Origin of the sequence: Streptomyces sp. NBC_01296 (genome assembly GCF_035984415.1) — a bacterium.
Classification (GTDB): Bacteria; Actinomycetota; Actinomycetes; order Streptomycetales; family Streptomycetaceae; genus Streptomyces.
This window is the reverse complement of sequence record NZ_CP130720.1, coordinates 1,689,441-1,706,474: the sequence shown is the minus strand read 5'-3', so window position 1 is coordinate 1,706,474 and position 17,034 is coordinate 1,689,441. Positions and strand designations below refer to the sequence as shown.

The window sequence follows — 17,034 nt, the reverse complement described above, 5'->3', positions numbered from 1 at the left end:
GTGAGGGCATGAGCGGTTCCTCCTCGAGATCGGTGGTTCATTCCTCCCGCCGGGCCGCACCGGCCACGGCGATGTTCAGGAAGCGGGGTACCGGCCGCCCCCGGCCGCGGAAGTCCTCCGCGACCGCGGCCCGCACCGCCGCCAGCCGCTCTTCGGGCAGCAGCACCAGGACGCTCCGCCCCGGCCGCGCCCCGGGCGGCCCCGGCGGCCAGGCGCTCAGCGCCCCCGCCCGGCTCGCGCACGCCACCGCCCGCGCGAGCGCCGCCCGCAGGTCCGGGTGGTGCGGATCCGTGCGTACGGCCAGCAGTACCAGCCGCGCCCCCGAAGCCGCCGGGTCGAAGGCGACGTACCGGTGCGGCCGCGCCGGATCCCGGTCCGCCCGCAGGGCCTCGCCCGGCCGGGCGAAGAGCACCGCCCGGCGCAGCGCCCGGTCACCGTCCGGCAGCGCCCCGGCCAGCAGCCGGGCCAGCTCGGCACGGTCCGGGTCCGTGCCCGGCGGCGTGTGGGCGTCGGCCACCGCGAGCGCCACCGCGCAGTCGGCCGGCTCCGCGGTGGCCAGCCCGGCGGCGGCCGTGAGCGAGCCCTGCACGTGCAGATCGCTCCCGCCGCGGCCGTACCCGGCGCGGGCCAGGGCCCGCAGAACCGTGTACGGCCGGGCCGCCCAGGCGGGCATCGCGGGCGCCGGCCCGGACAGCACCAGCGGAACGTCGCAGCCGTCGGCGGGGTGCCCCAGGGAGCTGAGCCGCACCAGGCCGTCGCCGCGCGGCGCCGCGGCGGCCGCCACCGGCCAGCCGGCCGCCGCCACCAGCCCCGGCGATCGCAGGTGGAAGGCGTACGGGGCGCTCCAGACGGCCGCCGGGGGCCGGCCGTGAGCGGCCTCCAGTGCATAGGCGACGAGCCGGAACAGCGGGTCGGCGGTGGCCCGCCGGGCGATGTCCTGCCCGGCGGGGGCGCCCGGCCCGCCGGCGCGGGCGGCAGCCGCGGTCACGCTCCCTCCTTGCGGGCCAGCATCCGGTAGGCGTTCCCGCCGTCCGTGCGCCGGGCCGCGGCCGTGCGCACCGCGTCGAGCACCGCCGCGCCGGCGAGGCACGGCAGCGCCGCCACCCGTACGGCCCCGGCCAGGACCCGACTGCGCGGCGTGGCCGGGGGACCCCACGGGCGGTCCGGATCCGGGGCCAGCCGCGTCGCGGTCAGCGCCACCGCGCCGAAGAAGTCGTTGCCCTGGTGGGCCGCGCCGTGCTCCTCGGCCAGGACGCTGAACCCCCGATCGGCCAACGCCTCCCGCAGGTTCGCGGCCGGGATCAGGTGCTGGTGCTGCGGCTGGAACCAGGGCAGCCAGGCCGGTCCCAGCAGCCGGGCCATCCGCGACTCCGGATCGGGGAGTTCGATGGCCAGGTGCCCGCCGGGGGCCAGCACCTCGGCCGCCGTGTCCAGTTCGGCGAGCGGGTCCCGGGTGTGCTCCAGGTAGTGGTACATGCTGACCACCTCGTACCGGCCGGCCAGCTTCGCCGCGAACTCCGGGAACTGGCCCTGGAATCCGGTGGCCACCCACCCGCGCCGCTCGGCCTCGAGCACCCCCTCGCCCATGTCCAGCCCGTCGAAGCGGGTACCGGGCCAGACGGCCCGCGCGGCATTGCAGAAGTGGCCGTGCCCGGTGCCGACGTCCAGCCAGGAAGCCGGAGCCCCGTACGGGCGGAGCATCTGCGCCCGCGCCCGGTACGACGCGCCGAGCCGGCCGAAGACCGTCCCGGCGCCCTCCCCGCCGCGGCCGTCGTAGAAATCGCGGTAGTAGAACTCCAGCCCCTCCAGCGTCAGCCGGGGGTTCTGGAAGACGTGCCCGCAGTCCCCGCACTGCTCCAGGGTGAACCGGCCGGGCTTGCCCTGGAGCAGATCGGGTACCCGGACCCGGACGGTGAGCCGCCGCGACCCGCACCATGGGCAGTCCGGGCGGCGCGGCTCGAAGAACCGGTCGGTTCCGCCGGCCAGTTCGGCCCGGTACGAGGCCGCCCGCGCGGTGTCCGCCGCGCCGCGGGCCGTACGGGCGGCCGCAGCGGCCGTACGCAGGCCGGCGCCGAGGGAGCGCACCGGCCGCAGGGCGGTCGCGGCGGCCAGGTCGGCGGGGTGCAGCGGGCCGCCGCGCCCGCCGAGGGCGAGGTACGGCTGGAGCCAGTACAGCCCGGCCGCCGCCGCGCCCCACCGGCCCTGGCGCAGTACCGCACCCGCCAGCACCGCCAGCCCGGCGAGCTGTGCGGCGGCCAGCCCACCCGGCGGCAGACCCTGGGCCTGCAACGCGGCGACCCGGCCCGGCCCGGTGGTGCCGGGGCCGCAGCGCCCGGGCCGCCCGGAGCTCAGCGCCGGGGCGACGGCCAGACCGGTGGCGTCGGCCGCGAACTCCTTCAAGCGGCGGACGAGCGCCAGGAGTTCGGCCGGGTCGCGCCGGGGCGTGTCGGGATCCACCCCGGCCCGCGCGAGCACCTCCTCGGCCACGAGCACGGCATACCCGGCCCCGCGCCCCTCGCCGAGCCGGTCCTGCCGGTAGCCGGCCGGGTCGACCAGGCGGAGCAGCCCCAGAGCACGCTCGGCGGCGAGGTCGGCCGGGATCAGGTCCAGCACCCGCAGGCCCTCCCGGTCGGCGTACGCACAGGCGGTCAGGAACGTCGCCGCGTCGGGTTCCACGCCCTGCGCGGTCAGCAGCCGCCACCCGGCGGCGCGCGGCAGACCGGCCGATGCGGCCGGGGCGATCGGGGGCGCGGGCAGCACGGGCAGGGCCCGCAGCCGCCGCCGGGCGCGTACGGTGCCCGCACCGAGCGCGGCCAGCAGCACGGCAGAGGTCCACGGCACCTCGCGGAGGGCGAGCCGCGCCGTCGGCATCGGGGCTGTCAGGGGTGTCAGGGGTGTCACAGGAGTTTCTCCAACCGGTCGGCCGCGGCGCAGGCTCCGCCCGCCGCGGCGAAGGAGGCCTGGATCCGCCGGGCGGCCCGGCGGGGGCCGGGATCGTCCAGCACGGCCGTGAGCGCGTCCCTCAGTTCCTCGGCCCGGGTCCTGCCGAACCGGACCCGGACCCCGGCCCCCGCCCCGACGACCTGCCGGGCCACGATCGGCTGGTCGTCCCGGATCGGCGCGACCACCAGCGGCAGCCCGTACGCCAGTGCCTCGCAGACGGTGTTGTGGCCGCCGTGGCAGACCACCGCGTCCAAATGGGGCAGCAGTTCCAGCTGCGGCACCCGCTCCAGCAGCAGCACGTTCTCGGGCACCGCCCCGATCAGGGCCGCGGGGGCCACGAGCACCAGCTGCACCTCCTCGGCCAGCTGCTCGGCGGCGCCCAGCACCGCCCCGTAGAACCGGCCGCCGGCCTCCTGGTTGAGGGTGCCCAGCGACACGAGGACCCGGCGCCGCTCCGGGTCGAGCCGCTGCCAGGGGAAACCGGGCGGGTGGGGTCGGGCCCCGAAGGCAGGGCCGACGAAGGCGTGGTGCGGCGGGAAGTCATCCACCGCGCCGATGAGTTCGGGGGTCGAGAAGACCAGGACGAGGCGTTCGGAGAACCGAGGGTCCCAGCCCGTCCCGTCCGCCCCCTTCGCTCCCGCCGCCCCGTCCGCCGCGTACGCGGCGAGGAACCCGGAGATCTGCCCGTCGACCCACTCCCCGACCTTCGGGAAGTCCGCGAACGGCCGGGTCAGCTCGGCGGACGTGCTCGCGGAGGTGGCCCAGGGAATCCCGAGCCGGCGCGCGACCACCGGCCCGGCGAGGGCCTGTTGATCGGCGACCATCAGGTCCGGTGCGAAGCCGCGGACCGCATCCGTCACCCCCGGCACCATCGCCCGGGCCAGCGGCACCAGCGCCTCCTCCCACAGGAAGCGCAGCGCCCCCACCCCGCGCAGATCGCGCCAGCGGTCGTGCAGCGCCGCGTAACCGCCGCCCGCCTCCTCGCCGGCCGGCAGGATCCGGGCGTGCGCGGGCAGCAGCCGGGCCAGCGCGCCGGCCGGCCCGGTCCAGGCGACCTGGTGTCCCCGGGCGGCGAGTTCGGCCCCGAGGGCCACGGTCGGATTGACGTGCCCGGCCAGCGGCGGCACCGTGAAGAGGACCCTCATGGCACCAGCGCTCCCGCCCGCGCGGCCGTCACCACGGCCGTCGCCTCGAGATGGGCCAGCACGGCCTTCCGCAGGGAGCCGCTGCTCTCCTTCAGTACGTCGTGCCCGAGGCCCGGCAGGATCCGCAGCGTGGTGCCCGCCTGCGTTGCGTGCCGGGCCAGTTCCCGTGCCCCTGCGACGAGTTCGGAGTGCTCCCCGCACACGATCAGGAGCGGGGAGCGCAGCCGGGCGTAGTCGGCGGGCGTGAAGGTGCGACTGGCCGCGATGTCGTCGATCAGGCTGGTCCGGTTGAGGAGCTCGTCGGCGATCGCCGTCAGATGGGCGGCCTTGCGCAGCCGGAGGCCGAGCAGCTCGGCGGGGACCGGACTGTCCTCCAGGCTCAGGGCGGCTGCGGACAGCGTGTCCACCATGTTCTCCACCCAGGCCCCGCTGAGCGGGGGTTCGAGCAGGGTCAGCCCGGCGACCAGGTCCGGCCGGGCGAGCGCGGCGTGCAGGGCGAGGGTGCCGCCGTGGCTGTTGCCGACCAGGTGCACCCGGCGGTGCCCGAGTCCCAGGGCACCGAGCAGCGCGAGGAGGTCCCGTACGGCGGTGCGGCTGTCGTAGCCGGTGGCGGGGCGTTCGGTGCGGCCGTGGCCGCGCAGATCGTAGAGGACCGCCTCGTGGCCGGCGAGCGCCGTGGGCAGGGCGAGGGGGCAGTAGAAGGAGGAGAGGTTGTCGACGACCAGTCCGTGCAGGAACACGACGACCGGCCGATCGGTGCGGTCGGTCCCGTCGGTCCCGTCGGTCCCGTCGAGCAGGTTTCGGCGGTCGGGGACGGCGGCCGGGAGCCGCTGGACGTGGAAGCGGAGCGAGTTCGCCCGGACGAAGGCCATGGCGGGCTCAGCCGGCCGAGGCGGTCGGCGTGGCCGCCGCCCGGGCGAGGGAGGCGTGGGTGACCCGGCCGATGTGCGTGACCAGTTCACCGACGGACATCGCGAGGATGGCGTCCATGTCCTTCTCGGCGAGGAAGCCCATGAGGTCCACCTCGGCGCCGTAGCGATGGTGGAGCAGCTCGGCGAGGGCGACGAACTCGATGCTCTCCAGGGCGAGATCCTCGTTGAACCTGGTCTTCATCGTGACCTCCTCCGCGAGCAGGAACTCGTCGCCGACGATCTCCACGAGCATGCCGGTGATCTCGGCGAGGATGTCAGTGGCCATGGCTGGTCTCCGTGAGGGTGAAGGGGACGGGGGCGCGGTCGGGCGCCGCGGGGTGGGCGGTCCAGGCGACGACGTGGCCGTCGGGCAGGAGGGACGTACGGAGGGTGTACGGGTGCCCGTCGGGGGAGAGCACCCGCAGCCCGCCGGAGCCGGGGTCGTACACCGCCCGCCAGGCGCGCGGGCGGCCGCCGAGGCCGGTGCCCGCCGCCTTGGCCGCGGCCTCCTTGGCGCACCACAGAGCGGTGAGCGCGCCCGGCAGGCCGGTGCCCTCGCGGGCGGACAGGGTCTCGGCCAGGGAGAGTTCGTCCGGGGTGAGTGCGATGCGGACCAGCGCGTCGGGGTCGGCCGTGACCGGCTCGACGTCGATCCCGACCGCCAGGGACCGGTGCGCGACGGCGACGGCGATCCGGTCCTTGTGGGCGAGGGAGAGCCGGAAGCCGGAGGCGAGTGCCCCCTCGGGCACGGGCCGCCCGTGGGGATCGTTCCCGACGGGGACCTCCGCCGGGAACACCGGCCCCGCACCGCCGTCCCACAGCAGCTGCCGCAGCGCGTCCTTGGCCGCGATCCGGCCCAGCAGCCACGGCGCCCTGGCGCGGGGAGGCAGTTGCCCGTACGCCGCCCGCTCGGCGGCGCCGAGGTAGCGGCGCATGACCAGTTCCTGCGACGCGGGGTCGGTCCACCGGCGCCGGGCCAGGCACCAGCCGGCGGGCTGCGGTTCGCCGATGCCGCACACCTCGGGGGTGAACTTCATCGGCCAGACCCGCTCGTCGGCGCCGAAGCGGCGGTACGTCCAGCCCTCGACCCGGGCCCACACCTCGCCGGTGGTGCGGCTGAGCTCGAGGTCGCCGCGCACGGTGACGTCGCGCACCTCGCGGATACGGGCGGTGGCGTCGACCTGCTCGCCGGCGGCGGGCGGTGGCCCGAAGAACCGGATGCGGTCGACGGCGGCCGGGAACACCAGCCTGTCGACGGGCAGTTCGAGCTGCATCCAGTGCCCGAACAGCTGCCCGGCGGCGTCCAGCAGTGCCCCCGGGTCGGGCAGCGCCCGCAGGACTCCGCGGATCCCGTCGGCGCCGACGGTCCGGACCTCGTGGACGCCGGCGAAGCGGGGGCCGTGGAACATCCACCGGTCCCGGTACAGGGCCTCGGCGCTGACGGGGGCGGGGCGCGGATCCCGCAGCGGGGTGGCGTCGGGCGGGGGCGGCTGCCCGTGGCCCGGGCCGAGCAGGACGACGACGGAGGCGTACGGGCCGAGTCCGATCCGGATCCGCCCGGGCCCGTCGCTGCGGGCGCTGACCTCGACGTCGACGGCGGGCGCGGCGGGGAGCCACCGCAGGGCGCGTACGTCGTCGTAGCCGATGAGGGCGGCGCCGGGCGGGGCGTGCCGGCGGGCCGCGTCGGCGGCCAACTCCAGCATGGTCGTCATGGGCACGACGGGGAACCGGTCGGAGTCCTCGGGCCAGCCGTCGGGCTGCAGGTACACGCAGTGGTCGCGTACGTAGGGCATGGCATCGAGGGACACCCGGAGCCGGGACGTGCCCGTGGCCCCCCGCGCGCCCGCGCCGGGCTCCCCGCGCGGGGTGGGGGGCTCCGGCGAGGGACCGGCGGCGGCGCGGAGGCCCGGCGGCGGACCGGCAGCTGCGGTGCCGGCCGCCCCGCGGACGGTCGACCAGGCCTCGGTGACGGCCTGCGCGGCCGCGCGGGTGTCGGCGAGGACGGTGTCCAGCGCGGACAACAGCCCCGGCCGACCGCCTTCCTCCGGCCGGGGAGCCAGACCGCCCAGCGCGGCGCGTGCCGTCTCGCCGAGCCGGACCAACGGCGAGCCGAGGTCCAGCGCGACGGCCCGGTTCGGGGCGGCCTGGCCCGCGGCGGTCTGGTCCGGGAGGGCCTGGTCCGGGGCGGGCGGCGTGGCGGGAGCGGGGTGCGGCGACAGGCGGGCCCAGTTCGGGGCGTGGCCCTCGGTCCAGAGCGCGGCGCAGGTGCGGCGCAGGGCCGGCAGGCCCGCGAGCCGGGGGGAGGACGTGGCCACCGAGAGGTGGGGGCGGTCCCGGAGGGTGTCCTCGACGAAGCCGGGCAGGCTGCCCGGGCCCAGCGCGACGAAACTCCGCACGCCCGCGTCCTCGTACAGCCGCAGCGTCAGCTCCCTGAAGCGGACCGGCTCCAGAAGGTGCCGCACCACCAGCTCCCGGACGGCATCCGCGTCGGCGGGGAACGGGGCGAGCGTCGTCGCCGACCACACCGCCACCGCCCCCTCCCGCACCGGCAGCCGGTCGAACGCGGAGCGGACCTGCCCGAGGTACGGCTCCCACATCGGCGTGTGGAAGCCCGAACGGAACGGCAGTTCCTGCCCGAGCACCCCCTCCGAGCGCAGCCGCTCCAGGACCCGGCCCACCCCGGCGGGGTCCCCGCAGACCACCGACTGGTGCGGGCAGTTGTCATGGCTGACCACCACCCCCGCCACGCCGTGCAACGCAGCCTCCGCCCGCGCCGCCCCGCACCCGAGCGCCGCGTAGACGAGATCGGGGACCTTCAGCGAATCCGGCCGCAGCGAATCGAGGAAGGAGTCCGCCGCGTCCTGCGGATACATGCCGGCAGCCACCATCGCCGCCCACTCGCCCAGGCTGTGACCCGCCAACACATCGGCCCCGATGCCCAGTTCCGCCAAGACACAGGCGAAGAACCGTCCCGCGGCGATCGCGTCGAGGGCCCGTTCCATCAGCTCCCCGCCGCGGCTCAGCCGTGGTGCGGGGAGGCCGAGCCGGACCGCGACGTCGTCCACCACCGGCGCGAACTCCGGTTCCAGGCCCGGGAACAGGAAGGCCACCCGGCCGCCCAGCGGCTCCGGGGTGAACCAGACGTCCCCGCGGCCCCGCCAGGCCCGGCCGCGCGCCACGGCCTTCGCGGCCAGCGCGAGCCGCTGCGGGGTCGGCCCGACCACCGCCAGCCGGCACGGCCCGTCGCCCGCGGGCCCGGGACCGGCGCCCGGTCCGGCGGTCCGTGCGGCGAGCAGTTCCGCCAGCTCCGCCGGGCCGTCCGCCGCGAGCAGGAGCACCTCGTCCCGCCCGCCCGGGCCGGCCACCGGTGCGGCCGCGGCCCCCAGCGGCAGGAAGCGGCGTACCGCAGGCGCCGGGCGGCCGGCTCCCGGGGCCTCCTCCAGCACCACGTGGGCGTTGATCCCGCCGAAGCCGAAGGCGTTGACGCCCGCCCGGCGCGGCTGCGGCCCGCGCTCCCACGGCTCCGCCTGCGTGATCGGCCGCATCCGGGTCCGGGCCAGGTCCGGGTGCGGATCCGTCAGGTGCAGGGTCGGCGGCAGCGTCCCCCCGTACACCGCGAGGGCCGCCTTGATGAGCCCGGCCATGCCGGAGGCCTGCATCGTGTGCCCGAGCATCGACTTCACCGAGCCGAAGCCGATGCCGCCCGGCTCGGCGGCCTCCGGTGGGCCGAACACCTGCGCCAGGGTGTCCAGTTCGGCGGCGTCGCCGACCGGGGTCCCCGTACCGTGCGCCTCCAGCAGGCCCAGCGCGCCGGGCGCCCGCGGGTCCAGGCCGGCCTCCCGCCAGGCCCGCTCCAGGGCCCGTACCTGGCCGGCGACCAGCGGGCTCATCAGGCTCGCGGCCCGGCCGTCCCCTGCCACGCCCGTACCGCGGATCACCGCGTAGATCCGGTCGCCGTCCCGTTCCGCGTCCGCCAGCCGCTTCAGCAGCACCACCCCGGTCCCCTCGGAGAGCAGCGTCCCGTCGGCCAGCCGGTCGAACGGCCGGATCCGCTCGCTCGGGCTGAGCGCCCGCAGCTGGGTGAACACGCTCCACAGCGTGGCGATGTGGCAGTGGTGCACGGCCCCCGCGACCACTGCGTCGCAGCGCCCGCCGGCCAGCAGCCCCACCGCCTGGTCCACCGCCAGCAGCGAGGAGGCGCAGGCCGCGTCCAGGGTGTAGGCGGGGCCGCTGAAGTCCAGCCGGTTCGCCGTCCGGGCGGCGGTGAAGCTCGGCACCAGCCCGATCGAGGCGTCGGGCCGCTCCGGACCCAGCGCGTCCTGGAAGGCGGCGCGCACCGCGGAGATCCGCCGCTCGCCCAGCTCGGGAGCCAGCTCGCGCAGGGTCTGCGCCAACTGGTGGGCCGTACGCACCCGTTGGTCCAGCCGGGCCGTGGCCACGCCCATGAACCCGCCGCGCCCCAGCACCACCCCGATCCGCGAGCGGTCGGCGGGCAGCCGGTTCTCGCCGCCCGCATCCGCGATCGCCTCGGCCGTCGCGTGCAGGGCCAGCAGCTGGTCCGGCTCGGCCCCCTCCACCGCGGCCGGCATGATCCCGAACCGGGTCGGGTCGAAGACGGCCGGACCGTCGATGAAACCGCCCCGCCGGCAGTAGAACCGGTCGCCGGCCGCGGGACCGGTCGCGCTGCCCGGGTCGTAGTACACCTCCGGATCCCAGCGCCCGGGCGGTACCTCGCCGATGGCATCGGTACCGGCCAGCAGGTTGCGGCGGTACGCGGCCAGGTCCGGTGCCCCGGGGAACACCGCGCCCATCCCGACGATCGCCGCGTCGGTCGGCCGCGGGCCCCGCCCCGCCCCGTGCCCGCGCTCACTCATCGCCCTCGCCCTCCCCGGCCGTCAGGACCACCTGTACGTCGGTCCCGTACGCGAGCTCGGCGAGGAACGCGGCGGTGGCGGCCTCGGCGGAGAGCAGCGGGACCCCGCGCCGGGCGTACGCGCGCTCCAGCTCCGGCGTGACCATCCCGCCCGCCTCCGCGGCCCAGGGGCCCCAGTCGACGGACAGCACCCGGCCCGGGAGGAACGCCGACCAGGCGTGCGCGAGGGCATCGAGCGCGTCGTTGGCGGCGGCGTAGTCCGTCTGGCCGCGGTTGCCGTACACCCCGGAGACACTGCCGAACAGGGCCAGGAACCGTGGCGCGGGCCCCGACCCGTGCTCGGCGGCCGCGGCCGCGAGGTTGCGGGCGCCGGTCACCTTCGTGGTGAACACCTCGGCGAAGGCGTCCGGTTGCTTGTCCCGCAGCAGCCCGTCGCGCAGCACCCCGGCGCCGTGCACGATGCCGTCGAGCCGGCCGTGCCGCTCCCGTACGTCGTCCACGACGGCCCGTACGGCCTGCTCGTCGGTGACGTCGGCGCGGTGGTAGCGGACGGAGGCCGCCACCGCGCCGATCGCGGACAGGGTGGCCCGTACCTCGCGCTCGGCGAGGATCCGCGAGGCCGCGGCCTCGATCTCGGCGGGCTTGCGCAGGCCGTCGGCGATGAGGGCGGCGCGCAGTGCGACGCGGTCGGTGGCCCGGGCGAAGCGGTCCGCCTCGGCGGCGGGCCGCGGTGTACGTCCGACCAGCTCGACGTGGCATCCGGTGGCGCGGGCCAGCGCGAGGGCGGTCCGGGCGGTGATCCCGCGGGCCCCGCCGGTCAGCAGGACCACGCAACGGGCGTCGAGCGGCGGGGCCCCGCCCCCGCCGGCGGCAGCGGGCAGGGGAGCGGGCACCGGGCGGCGGGCGATCCGGACCCCCTCGGCGGTGTACCCCACGGAAGAGCCCTCGCCGTGGACGTCGCCCAGTTCGGCGAGGAGCTGCGCCGCGACCCGCTCGGGGTCCTCCTTGGCGCTGACCTCCACGGCGCGGACCAGGCTGCCCGGGAACTCGAGGGCCGCGCTGCGGGCGAAGCCGTGCAGACCCGCGCCGGGGGCTCCGCCGGGTGTGGTGGCGAGCAGGAGCCGGCGGACCCCGCCGGTGAGTGCGCGCTGCAGTGCGGGGAACGCGCCGGGCAGCGCCGGCTCGGCGCCGGCCCGCAGCCCGGACAGGTCGACGATCCCGTCGAGCCCGGCAGCGCCCCCGGCGTCCGCCTCGGTGAGGACCCGCACCTCGGCGCCGTGCTCCCGCAACGCCGTGCCGAGCGCGGCCGACACCCCCTGCCCGTCGTCGACCACCCCGACCCGCAGCCTCCGCAGCCGTTCCGGCTCCACGGCCACGGCCGGCACGGGCACGTCCTCCACCCGCAACCGGCGCACCGCTCGCCCGGTGCCCGCGGACCCCACGGGCTCGGCTGAGCCGGCCCCGGGCCCGTGGGCCGCCGCCCCGGCGGGCCCGGCAGCGCCGGAGCGGGCGCCGCTTGTGGATCCGGCCGGTTCGGATGCCCTCGGCGAGTGCCCGCCACCGTTCGTGCCGGCCCGGTCGGCTACACCGCCCGTGAGGCCGCGGGCCGCGGATGCCGCGGACTCGCGTGCGCCTGCCGGGAGGCCACGGGCAGGGGGCCCTGGCGGCTCGGCTGCGCCCGCCGCGAGGCCGTCGCTCCAGCGGGCTGCGGCAGGCCGTGCGGCCGGCGCCGGCGACGTACCGGCGGCCGGGGCCCTCGTGTGGGACGTGACCCAGCCGACGATGCCGCTCAGGGTCTTGAGACGGGAGAGTTCCTCGACGGCGGACTCGGCTGAGCCGTCGGGGTCCTGCGGGAGCCCGATCCGGTCGGCCAGCGCGCCGATGATCTCGACGCGCTTGATGGAGTCGATGGACAGGTCGGCCTCCAGGTCCAACTCGGGGCCGAGCATGTCGCGCGGGTATCCGGTGCGGGTGTGCACGATGTCCAGGACCACGTCCATCACCTCCTCGGCGGAGCTGGGCCCGCCGCCCCGCCCGCCCGCGCCGGCCCGGTCGCCGGTCGCCGGTACCGGCGCTGCGCCCGCGTCGGCCCGGAGCCCCGGGCGCGTCCGGCCGGCCCACACCGTGCCGGGCGCGGGCGGCGCGTCCGCCGGCGCCCAGCCCTCGGCCGGCTCCGCGAAGCCGTTCGTGCCGGCCCGGCCGGGCATCGCAGCGGGCCAGTCGCTCCCGGAGGGCACGGCCCCGCCCGGAGCCGCGGCCGATCCGGCGCCCAGGAAGCCCAGCAGGACGTCCCGTTGGGCCTCGACCAGCTCCCGGGAGCCGCGCAGGTACGCGAGGACCGCCTCCTCGCGGCGGTCCGCCGGCGCCGGTGCCGACGGCGCCGCCGCCGGGGCCACCCGCCGGGCCGGCTGCAGGCCACCCGCCACGGGGGCGCCGTCCGCGGTGCGGACCAGGTGGCCGTCGACCAGCCAGCCCGGCCGCCGCGGGGCGCGCTCCGGCAGCCGGGTGCCACGGCCGCGGTACAGGGCCTCGGGGGCCACCGGCACGCCCGCCGCAGCCAGCTCCGCCAATGCGGTGACCAGCCGGAACAGGCCGTGCTCGCCCGGCACGTCCAGCGGCACCACCGTATGCGGCCGCTCGCGCAGGATCCGGCCCAGCAGGCCGGAGAGGACCCGCCCGGGCCCCGCTTCCACGAACGTCCGGACACCGGACGCGTACATGGCCTCCACCTGCTCCACGAACCGGACCGGCTCCGCGACCTGGCGCGCGGCAAGGCTTCGTACGGCCTCGGCGCCGGCCGGGTACGGCCCTGCCGTGGTGTTCGACCAGACCGGAACGGCGGCGTCGGCAACCGCCGTCCCGGCCAGCTCCTCGGCCAGCGCGGCGGCCGCCCCCGCGACCACCGGGCTGTGGAACGCGCACGCCACCTCGAGCGGCTCCGCCGAGAGCCCCGCCGCGCGCAGTGCCGCCACCGCCTCGGCCACGGAGTCCGCCGGGCCCGAAATCGCGCACTGCCGCGGCGCGTTGTGGTTCGCGACCACGCACCCGGACCGCTCCGCGATCTCCCGCACCTCCTGCGGCGCGGCCGTCACCGCCGCCATGGATCCCGGATCCGCCCCTGCGGCCGCGAGGATCGCCTCGGCCCGGCGCGCGCTCAGCCGCAGCAGGCTCTCCGTGTCGTACACGCCGGCCGCCCACAGCGCGGTGAGCTCCCCGTACGAGTGCCCGGCCACGCAGTCCGGCCGTACGCCGAGCTCCCCGAGCAGCAGATGCGCCGCCGCCCCGGCCAGCCCGAGGGCCGGCTGGGCGATCCGGGTGTCGGTGACGGCCGCCCGCTGCGCCGCCCGGTCCGCGGCGCTGAAGGCGCCCGGCGGGAACACCGCCGAGACCACGGCCCGCGGGGCCGTTTCCAGCAGCCCCCGCAGCGCCGGGAACGCGATGAACAACTCGCCGAGCATTCCGGGCCGTTGACTGCCCTGCCCGGGGAACAGGAACGCCACCTTGCGCGGATCGGCCGCATCCTCCCGTACGTGGACCCCCTCGCCGGCGGTGAACCCCCGGGCCCGCTCCAGCCGGGCCGCGAGCTCGTCCAGGTCCCCGGCCACGACCGCCACCCGCACCGGCCCCGAGCCCTGCCCCTCGGCGGCGGCCTCCGCGGCGAGATCCCGCAGGGCCCACGGCCGCCCGGCCGCCTCGTTCTCCACCAGCCGGGCCGCGAGCCGGGCCATCGCCCGCCCCGCCGCCCGCCGGTCCTCACCGCGGAAGCAGAACAGCTCGGCAGGCCATTCCTCCAGCCCGTGCGGGGCCTCCTCGGCGCCCCCGTAACCGGCCAGCACCGCGTGGTAGTTGGTGCCGCCGAAGCCGAAGGCACTGACCCCGGCGATCCGCCGCTCGGCGGGGACCGCCCACGGCCGGGCCTCGGTGGGGAAGGCGAAGGGGCTGGTCTCCGCCTGCCAGGCCGGGTTCGGCGTCTCGATGTGCAGGGTCGGCGGCCGGACACCCGTGTGGACCGCCCGGGCGGCCTTGATCAGCCCGGCCAGCCCGGCCGCGCACTTGGTGTGCCCGAGCTGCGATTTCACCGAGCCCAGCGCGCAGGATCCGGGCGCCGCCCCGGCTGCGGCGAACAACTCGGTCAGCACGCCCAGTTCGGTGCTGTCCCCGACCACCGTGCCGGTGCCGTGGGCCTCGATCAGCCCCACCTCGCCGGGGGTGATGCCCGCCCGCGCGTAGGCCCGCTCCAGGGCCCGGCGCTGTCCCTCCGGCCGGGGCGCGGTCAGGCCCAGGGACCGCCCGTCGCTGGCCGCCCCGACCGCCTTGACCACGGCGTAGACCCGGTCGCCGTCCCGCTCCGCGTCCGCGAGCCGCTTGAGGACCAGGGCGCCCACGCCCTCGCCGAGCGCGATCCCGTCGGCCGCCGCGTCGAAGGGCCGGCAGCGCCCGCTCGGGGACAGTGCCCGCACCGAGGAGAACATCAGGTAGTCGTTGATCCCGTTGTGCACGTCCGCGCCGCCGCACAGCACCATGTCGCTGTCCCCGTCGCGCAGTTGTCGGCAGGCCAGGTCCAGCGCGGCCAGCGAGGAGGCGCAGGCGGCGTCGACGGTGCAGTTGGCGCCGCCGAGATCGAGCCGGTTGGCGACCCGGCCCGCGATCACATTGGCGAGGATGCCGGGGAAGGAGTCCTCGGTGAGCCGGGGCAGCTGCTCGTCCAGCCCGGGCGGGAGCTCGCCCAGGTAGGCGGGGTGCAGCGCGCGCAGCCCGTACGCCCCGGCCAGCTCGGTACCGGCCTCGGCGCCGAAGACCACCGAGGTCCGCGAGCGGTCGAACTCCCGGTCCCGGCCGTACCCCGCGTCCCCGAGGGCCCGCGCCGAGATCTCCAGGGCCAGCAGCTGGACCGGCTCGACGGCGGCGAGGGAGGCCGGCGGGATGCCGTGCGCGAGGGCGTCGAACGGCACCGGGTCGAGGAAGCCGCCCCAGCGCGAGGGGGTGCGCTCGCCGGCCCGCGCCGGGTCGGCGTCGTAGTACAGCGCCGGGTCCCAGCGCTCGGGCGGCACCTCGGTCACCGCGTCCGTCCCGGCCAGGATCCGGGCCCAGTAGGCGGCGAGATCGGGCGCGCCCGGGTAGGCGCAGGCCATGCCGACGATGGCGACGTCCAGCGGGTCGGCCACGGGCTCCCCGGAGGCCGGCCCGTCCTGCCCGGCGGCCGCCAGCTCGGCGGCGCGCTGCTCCAGCAGCCCGGTCGCCCCCTCGGTGACCTGGGCGTGCAGGGCGGCGACCGTGGTGGTCCCGGTACGGAGGGTCGCGGCCTGGCCGAGCATGAACAGCCCTTCCGCATACTGCCGTTGCTCGCCCACCCGCTCCAGCGGCGCCGGCGCCGCCGCACCCCGCCGCAGCCCCTTGCTCGCGATCCGCAGCCGCCCCAGGTTCAGCCGCTCCAGCTCCTCCCACACGGCGCGCGCCTCGCTCCCGCCCGCCACGAGCCGCTGCCGGGTCGCCTCGAAGGCCTCGGCGTACGGAGTGGCCGCGCAGCGCGTGGCGTGCCCGGGGGCCGTGTGCAGCAGGACCGTCTCCGTGCACTCGACCGCCGCCCGCTGGAAGCCGGGCAGTACCGCGCCCGCGGCCACCGCCTCCTGCGTGAACAGGTACGCGGTCCCCATCAGCACCCCGATCCGCGCGCCCCGCTCGGCCAGTGGCGCGGCGGCCGCCACCGCCATCGCGGCGGAGCGCGCGTCGTGGATGCCGCCCGCGAACAGCACGTCCAGGGCGGCCGGTTCGGGGCATCCCAGGAGCAGCTCGATCTGCTCCTCCCACAGCGCGAACGAGGTGCGCGGCCCGACGTGGCCGCCGCATTCCAGCCCCTCGAACACGAACCGCCGTGCTCCTTCGGCGAGATACCGCTCCAGCAGCCCCGGCGAGGGCACGTGCAGATGCGTCGCGGTCCCGGCCGCCTCCAGCGGGGCCGCCTGGGCCGGGGTGCCGCCGGCGATGATCGCGTGCGGCGGCCGGATCTCGGCCACGGCCGCCAGCTGCTCCCGGCGCAGCTCGGGCGGGGCGAAGCCGAGAAGTCCCACGCCCCAGGGGCGGTCCCCGAGCCGCTCGGCCGTCTCGGCGAGCAGTTTGCGTACGTCCGCGCCGTCCATCACCGCGAGCGCCAGGTACGGGATCCCGCCCTCGGCGGCCACCGCCTCGGCGAAGGCGGCCTGGTCGCTGACGCGGGTCATCGGCCCCTGGGCGACGGGGAGCGGCCGCAGCAGCGGCCGGGTGCGCACCGCGGCCCCCAGGTGCCCGGTGACGGCCGCCCGTACGGCCTGGAGCACCCCGCCCGTCGTCCGGTACCGGGCGGCCAGCCGGGCCGCCGAGGCGCCGTCCTGCCCGACCGGCAGCAGCTGGGTCCGCAGGTCCCGGGCCCCGAGCAGCGCGGCGGCCGGGCCCTCGGGCGGGGTCAGGTCGGGGCGCGCGTACACCCGGTGCCCGTCGTGCAGCCGGGTCTCGGAGCCGTCCATCGCCCGGAGCGCGGCGGCCACTTCGGCGGGCAGCGCGGCCTCACCCTCCGCGGTCAGGGCCAGTTGTACGTCGACCAGCACGCCGGCGGCTCCGCCCGCGACGGCGGCGGCGGCCGTGTGCGGCCCGATCCCGCCCCGGGCGAGGACGGGCACGCCGAGTCCGGGCCCGGCCAGTAGCTGCTGGAGCAGCACGAAGGTGGTGGCCCCGCCCACCCGGCCGCCGGCCTCGTGCCCCTTGGCGACGAGTGCCACCGCTCCGGCGGCCACGGCGATCAGGGCCTCCGCCCGGTCGGTGACCTCGGCCCAGGCGCGCCGCCGCCCGCCCTCGGCCCAGGCGGCCATCTGCTCCGGGGTGTGCTCCGCGGGGTCGGCGACGAGCACCGTGTCCACCTCGGGCGGCAGGTCCTCGGGCCCGAGCGGGCATCCGGCGGGCACCCGCACCCCGTAGCGGCGCCGGCCGCCGAGCCGGCGGGCGAGCTCCGCGAAGCCGCGGCGGGCGGCCGCGGGATCCCGGCCGAGGTCGAGCAGCCCGAGGGCCCCGGCCCGTTCGGCGGCGATCACGATCCGCGGGTGCGGTTCCTCGAACGGGCTGACCGCGACGACCAGGTCACGGGTGGCGGCGGATCGCGGGGGCTGGGGGGTCACGAGCGCTCCTCTGGTCG

7 protein-coding genes are annotated in these 17,034 nt (G+C 77.7%); all 7 read right to left on the bottom strand.

The features are described 5' to 3' along the window. Positions 1-37: 37 nt before the first annotated feature. The 7 genes from OG299_RS07965 to OG299_RS07935 are packed head-to-tail and all read right to left on the bottom strand — an operon-like array spanning position 38 to position 17,017. The gene (locus tag OG299_RS07965; RefSeq protein WP_266635244.1) at positions 38-988 is read right to left on the bottom strand and encodes a galactokinase; all 951 of its coding nucleotides are present in this window, start codon (positions 986-988) and stop codon (positions 38-40) included. Continuing rightward, positions 985-2,901 (bottom strand): class I SAM-dependent methyltransferase, encoded by a 1,917-nt coding sequence (locus tag OG299_RS07960; RefSeq protein ID WP_327361046.1) that lies wholly within the window; start codon positions 2,899-2,901, stop codon positions 985-987. The genes OG299_RS07965 and OG299_RS07960 overlap by 4 nt, the downstream gene beginning before the upstream one ends. Next, the gene (locus OG299_RS07955; RefSeq protein ID WP_327361045.1) at positions 2,898-4,088 is read right to left on the bottom strand and encodes a glycosyltransferase; all 1,191 of its coding nucleotides are present in this window, start codon (positions 4,086-4,088) and stop codon (positions 2,898-2,900) included. Before OG299_RS07955 ends, OG299_RS07960 begins: the two co-directional genes overlap by 4 nt. After that, positions 4,085-4,960, bottom strand: coding sequence for an alpha/beta fold hydrolase (locus tag OG299_RS07950; RefSeq protein ID WP_327361044.1), 876 nt, complete (start codon positions 4,958-4,960; stop codon positions 4,085-4,087). Before OG299_RS07950 ends, OG299_RS07955 begins: the two co-directional genes overlap by 4 nt. 7 nt (positions 4,961-4,967) lie before the next feature. Continuing rightward, positions 4,968-5,285, bottom strand: a complete 318-nt coding sequence (locus OG299_RS07945) for an acyl carrier protein (RefSeq protein WP_266635248.1) — start codon at positions 5,283-5,285, stop codon at positions 4,968-4,970. After that, positions 5,275-9,873, bottom strand: a complete 4,599-nt coding sequence (locus tag OG299_RS07940; protein WP_327361043.1) for a polyketide synthase — start codon at positions 9,871-9,873, stop codon at positions 5,275-5,277. Before OG299_RS07940 ends, OG299_RS07945 begins: the two co-directional genes overlap by 11 nt. Then, positions 9,866-17,017, bottom strand: coding sequence for an SDR family NAD(P)-dependent oxidoreductase (locus tag OG299_RS07935; RefSeq protein WP_327361042.1), 7,152 nt, complete (start codon positions 17,015-17,017; stop codon positions 9,866-9,868). Before OG299_RS07935 ends, OG299_RS07940 begins: the two co-directional genes overlap by 8 nt. Positions 17,018-17,034 lie beyond the last annotated feature (17 nt).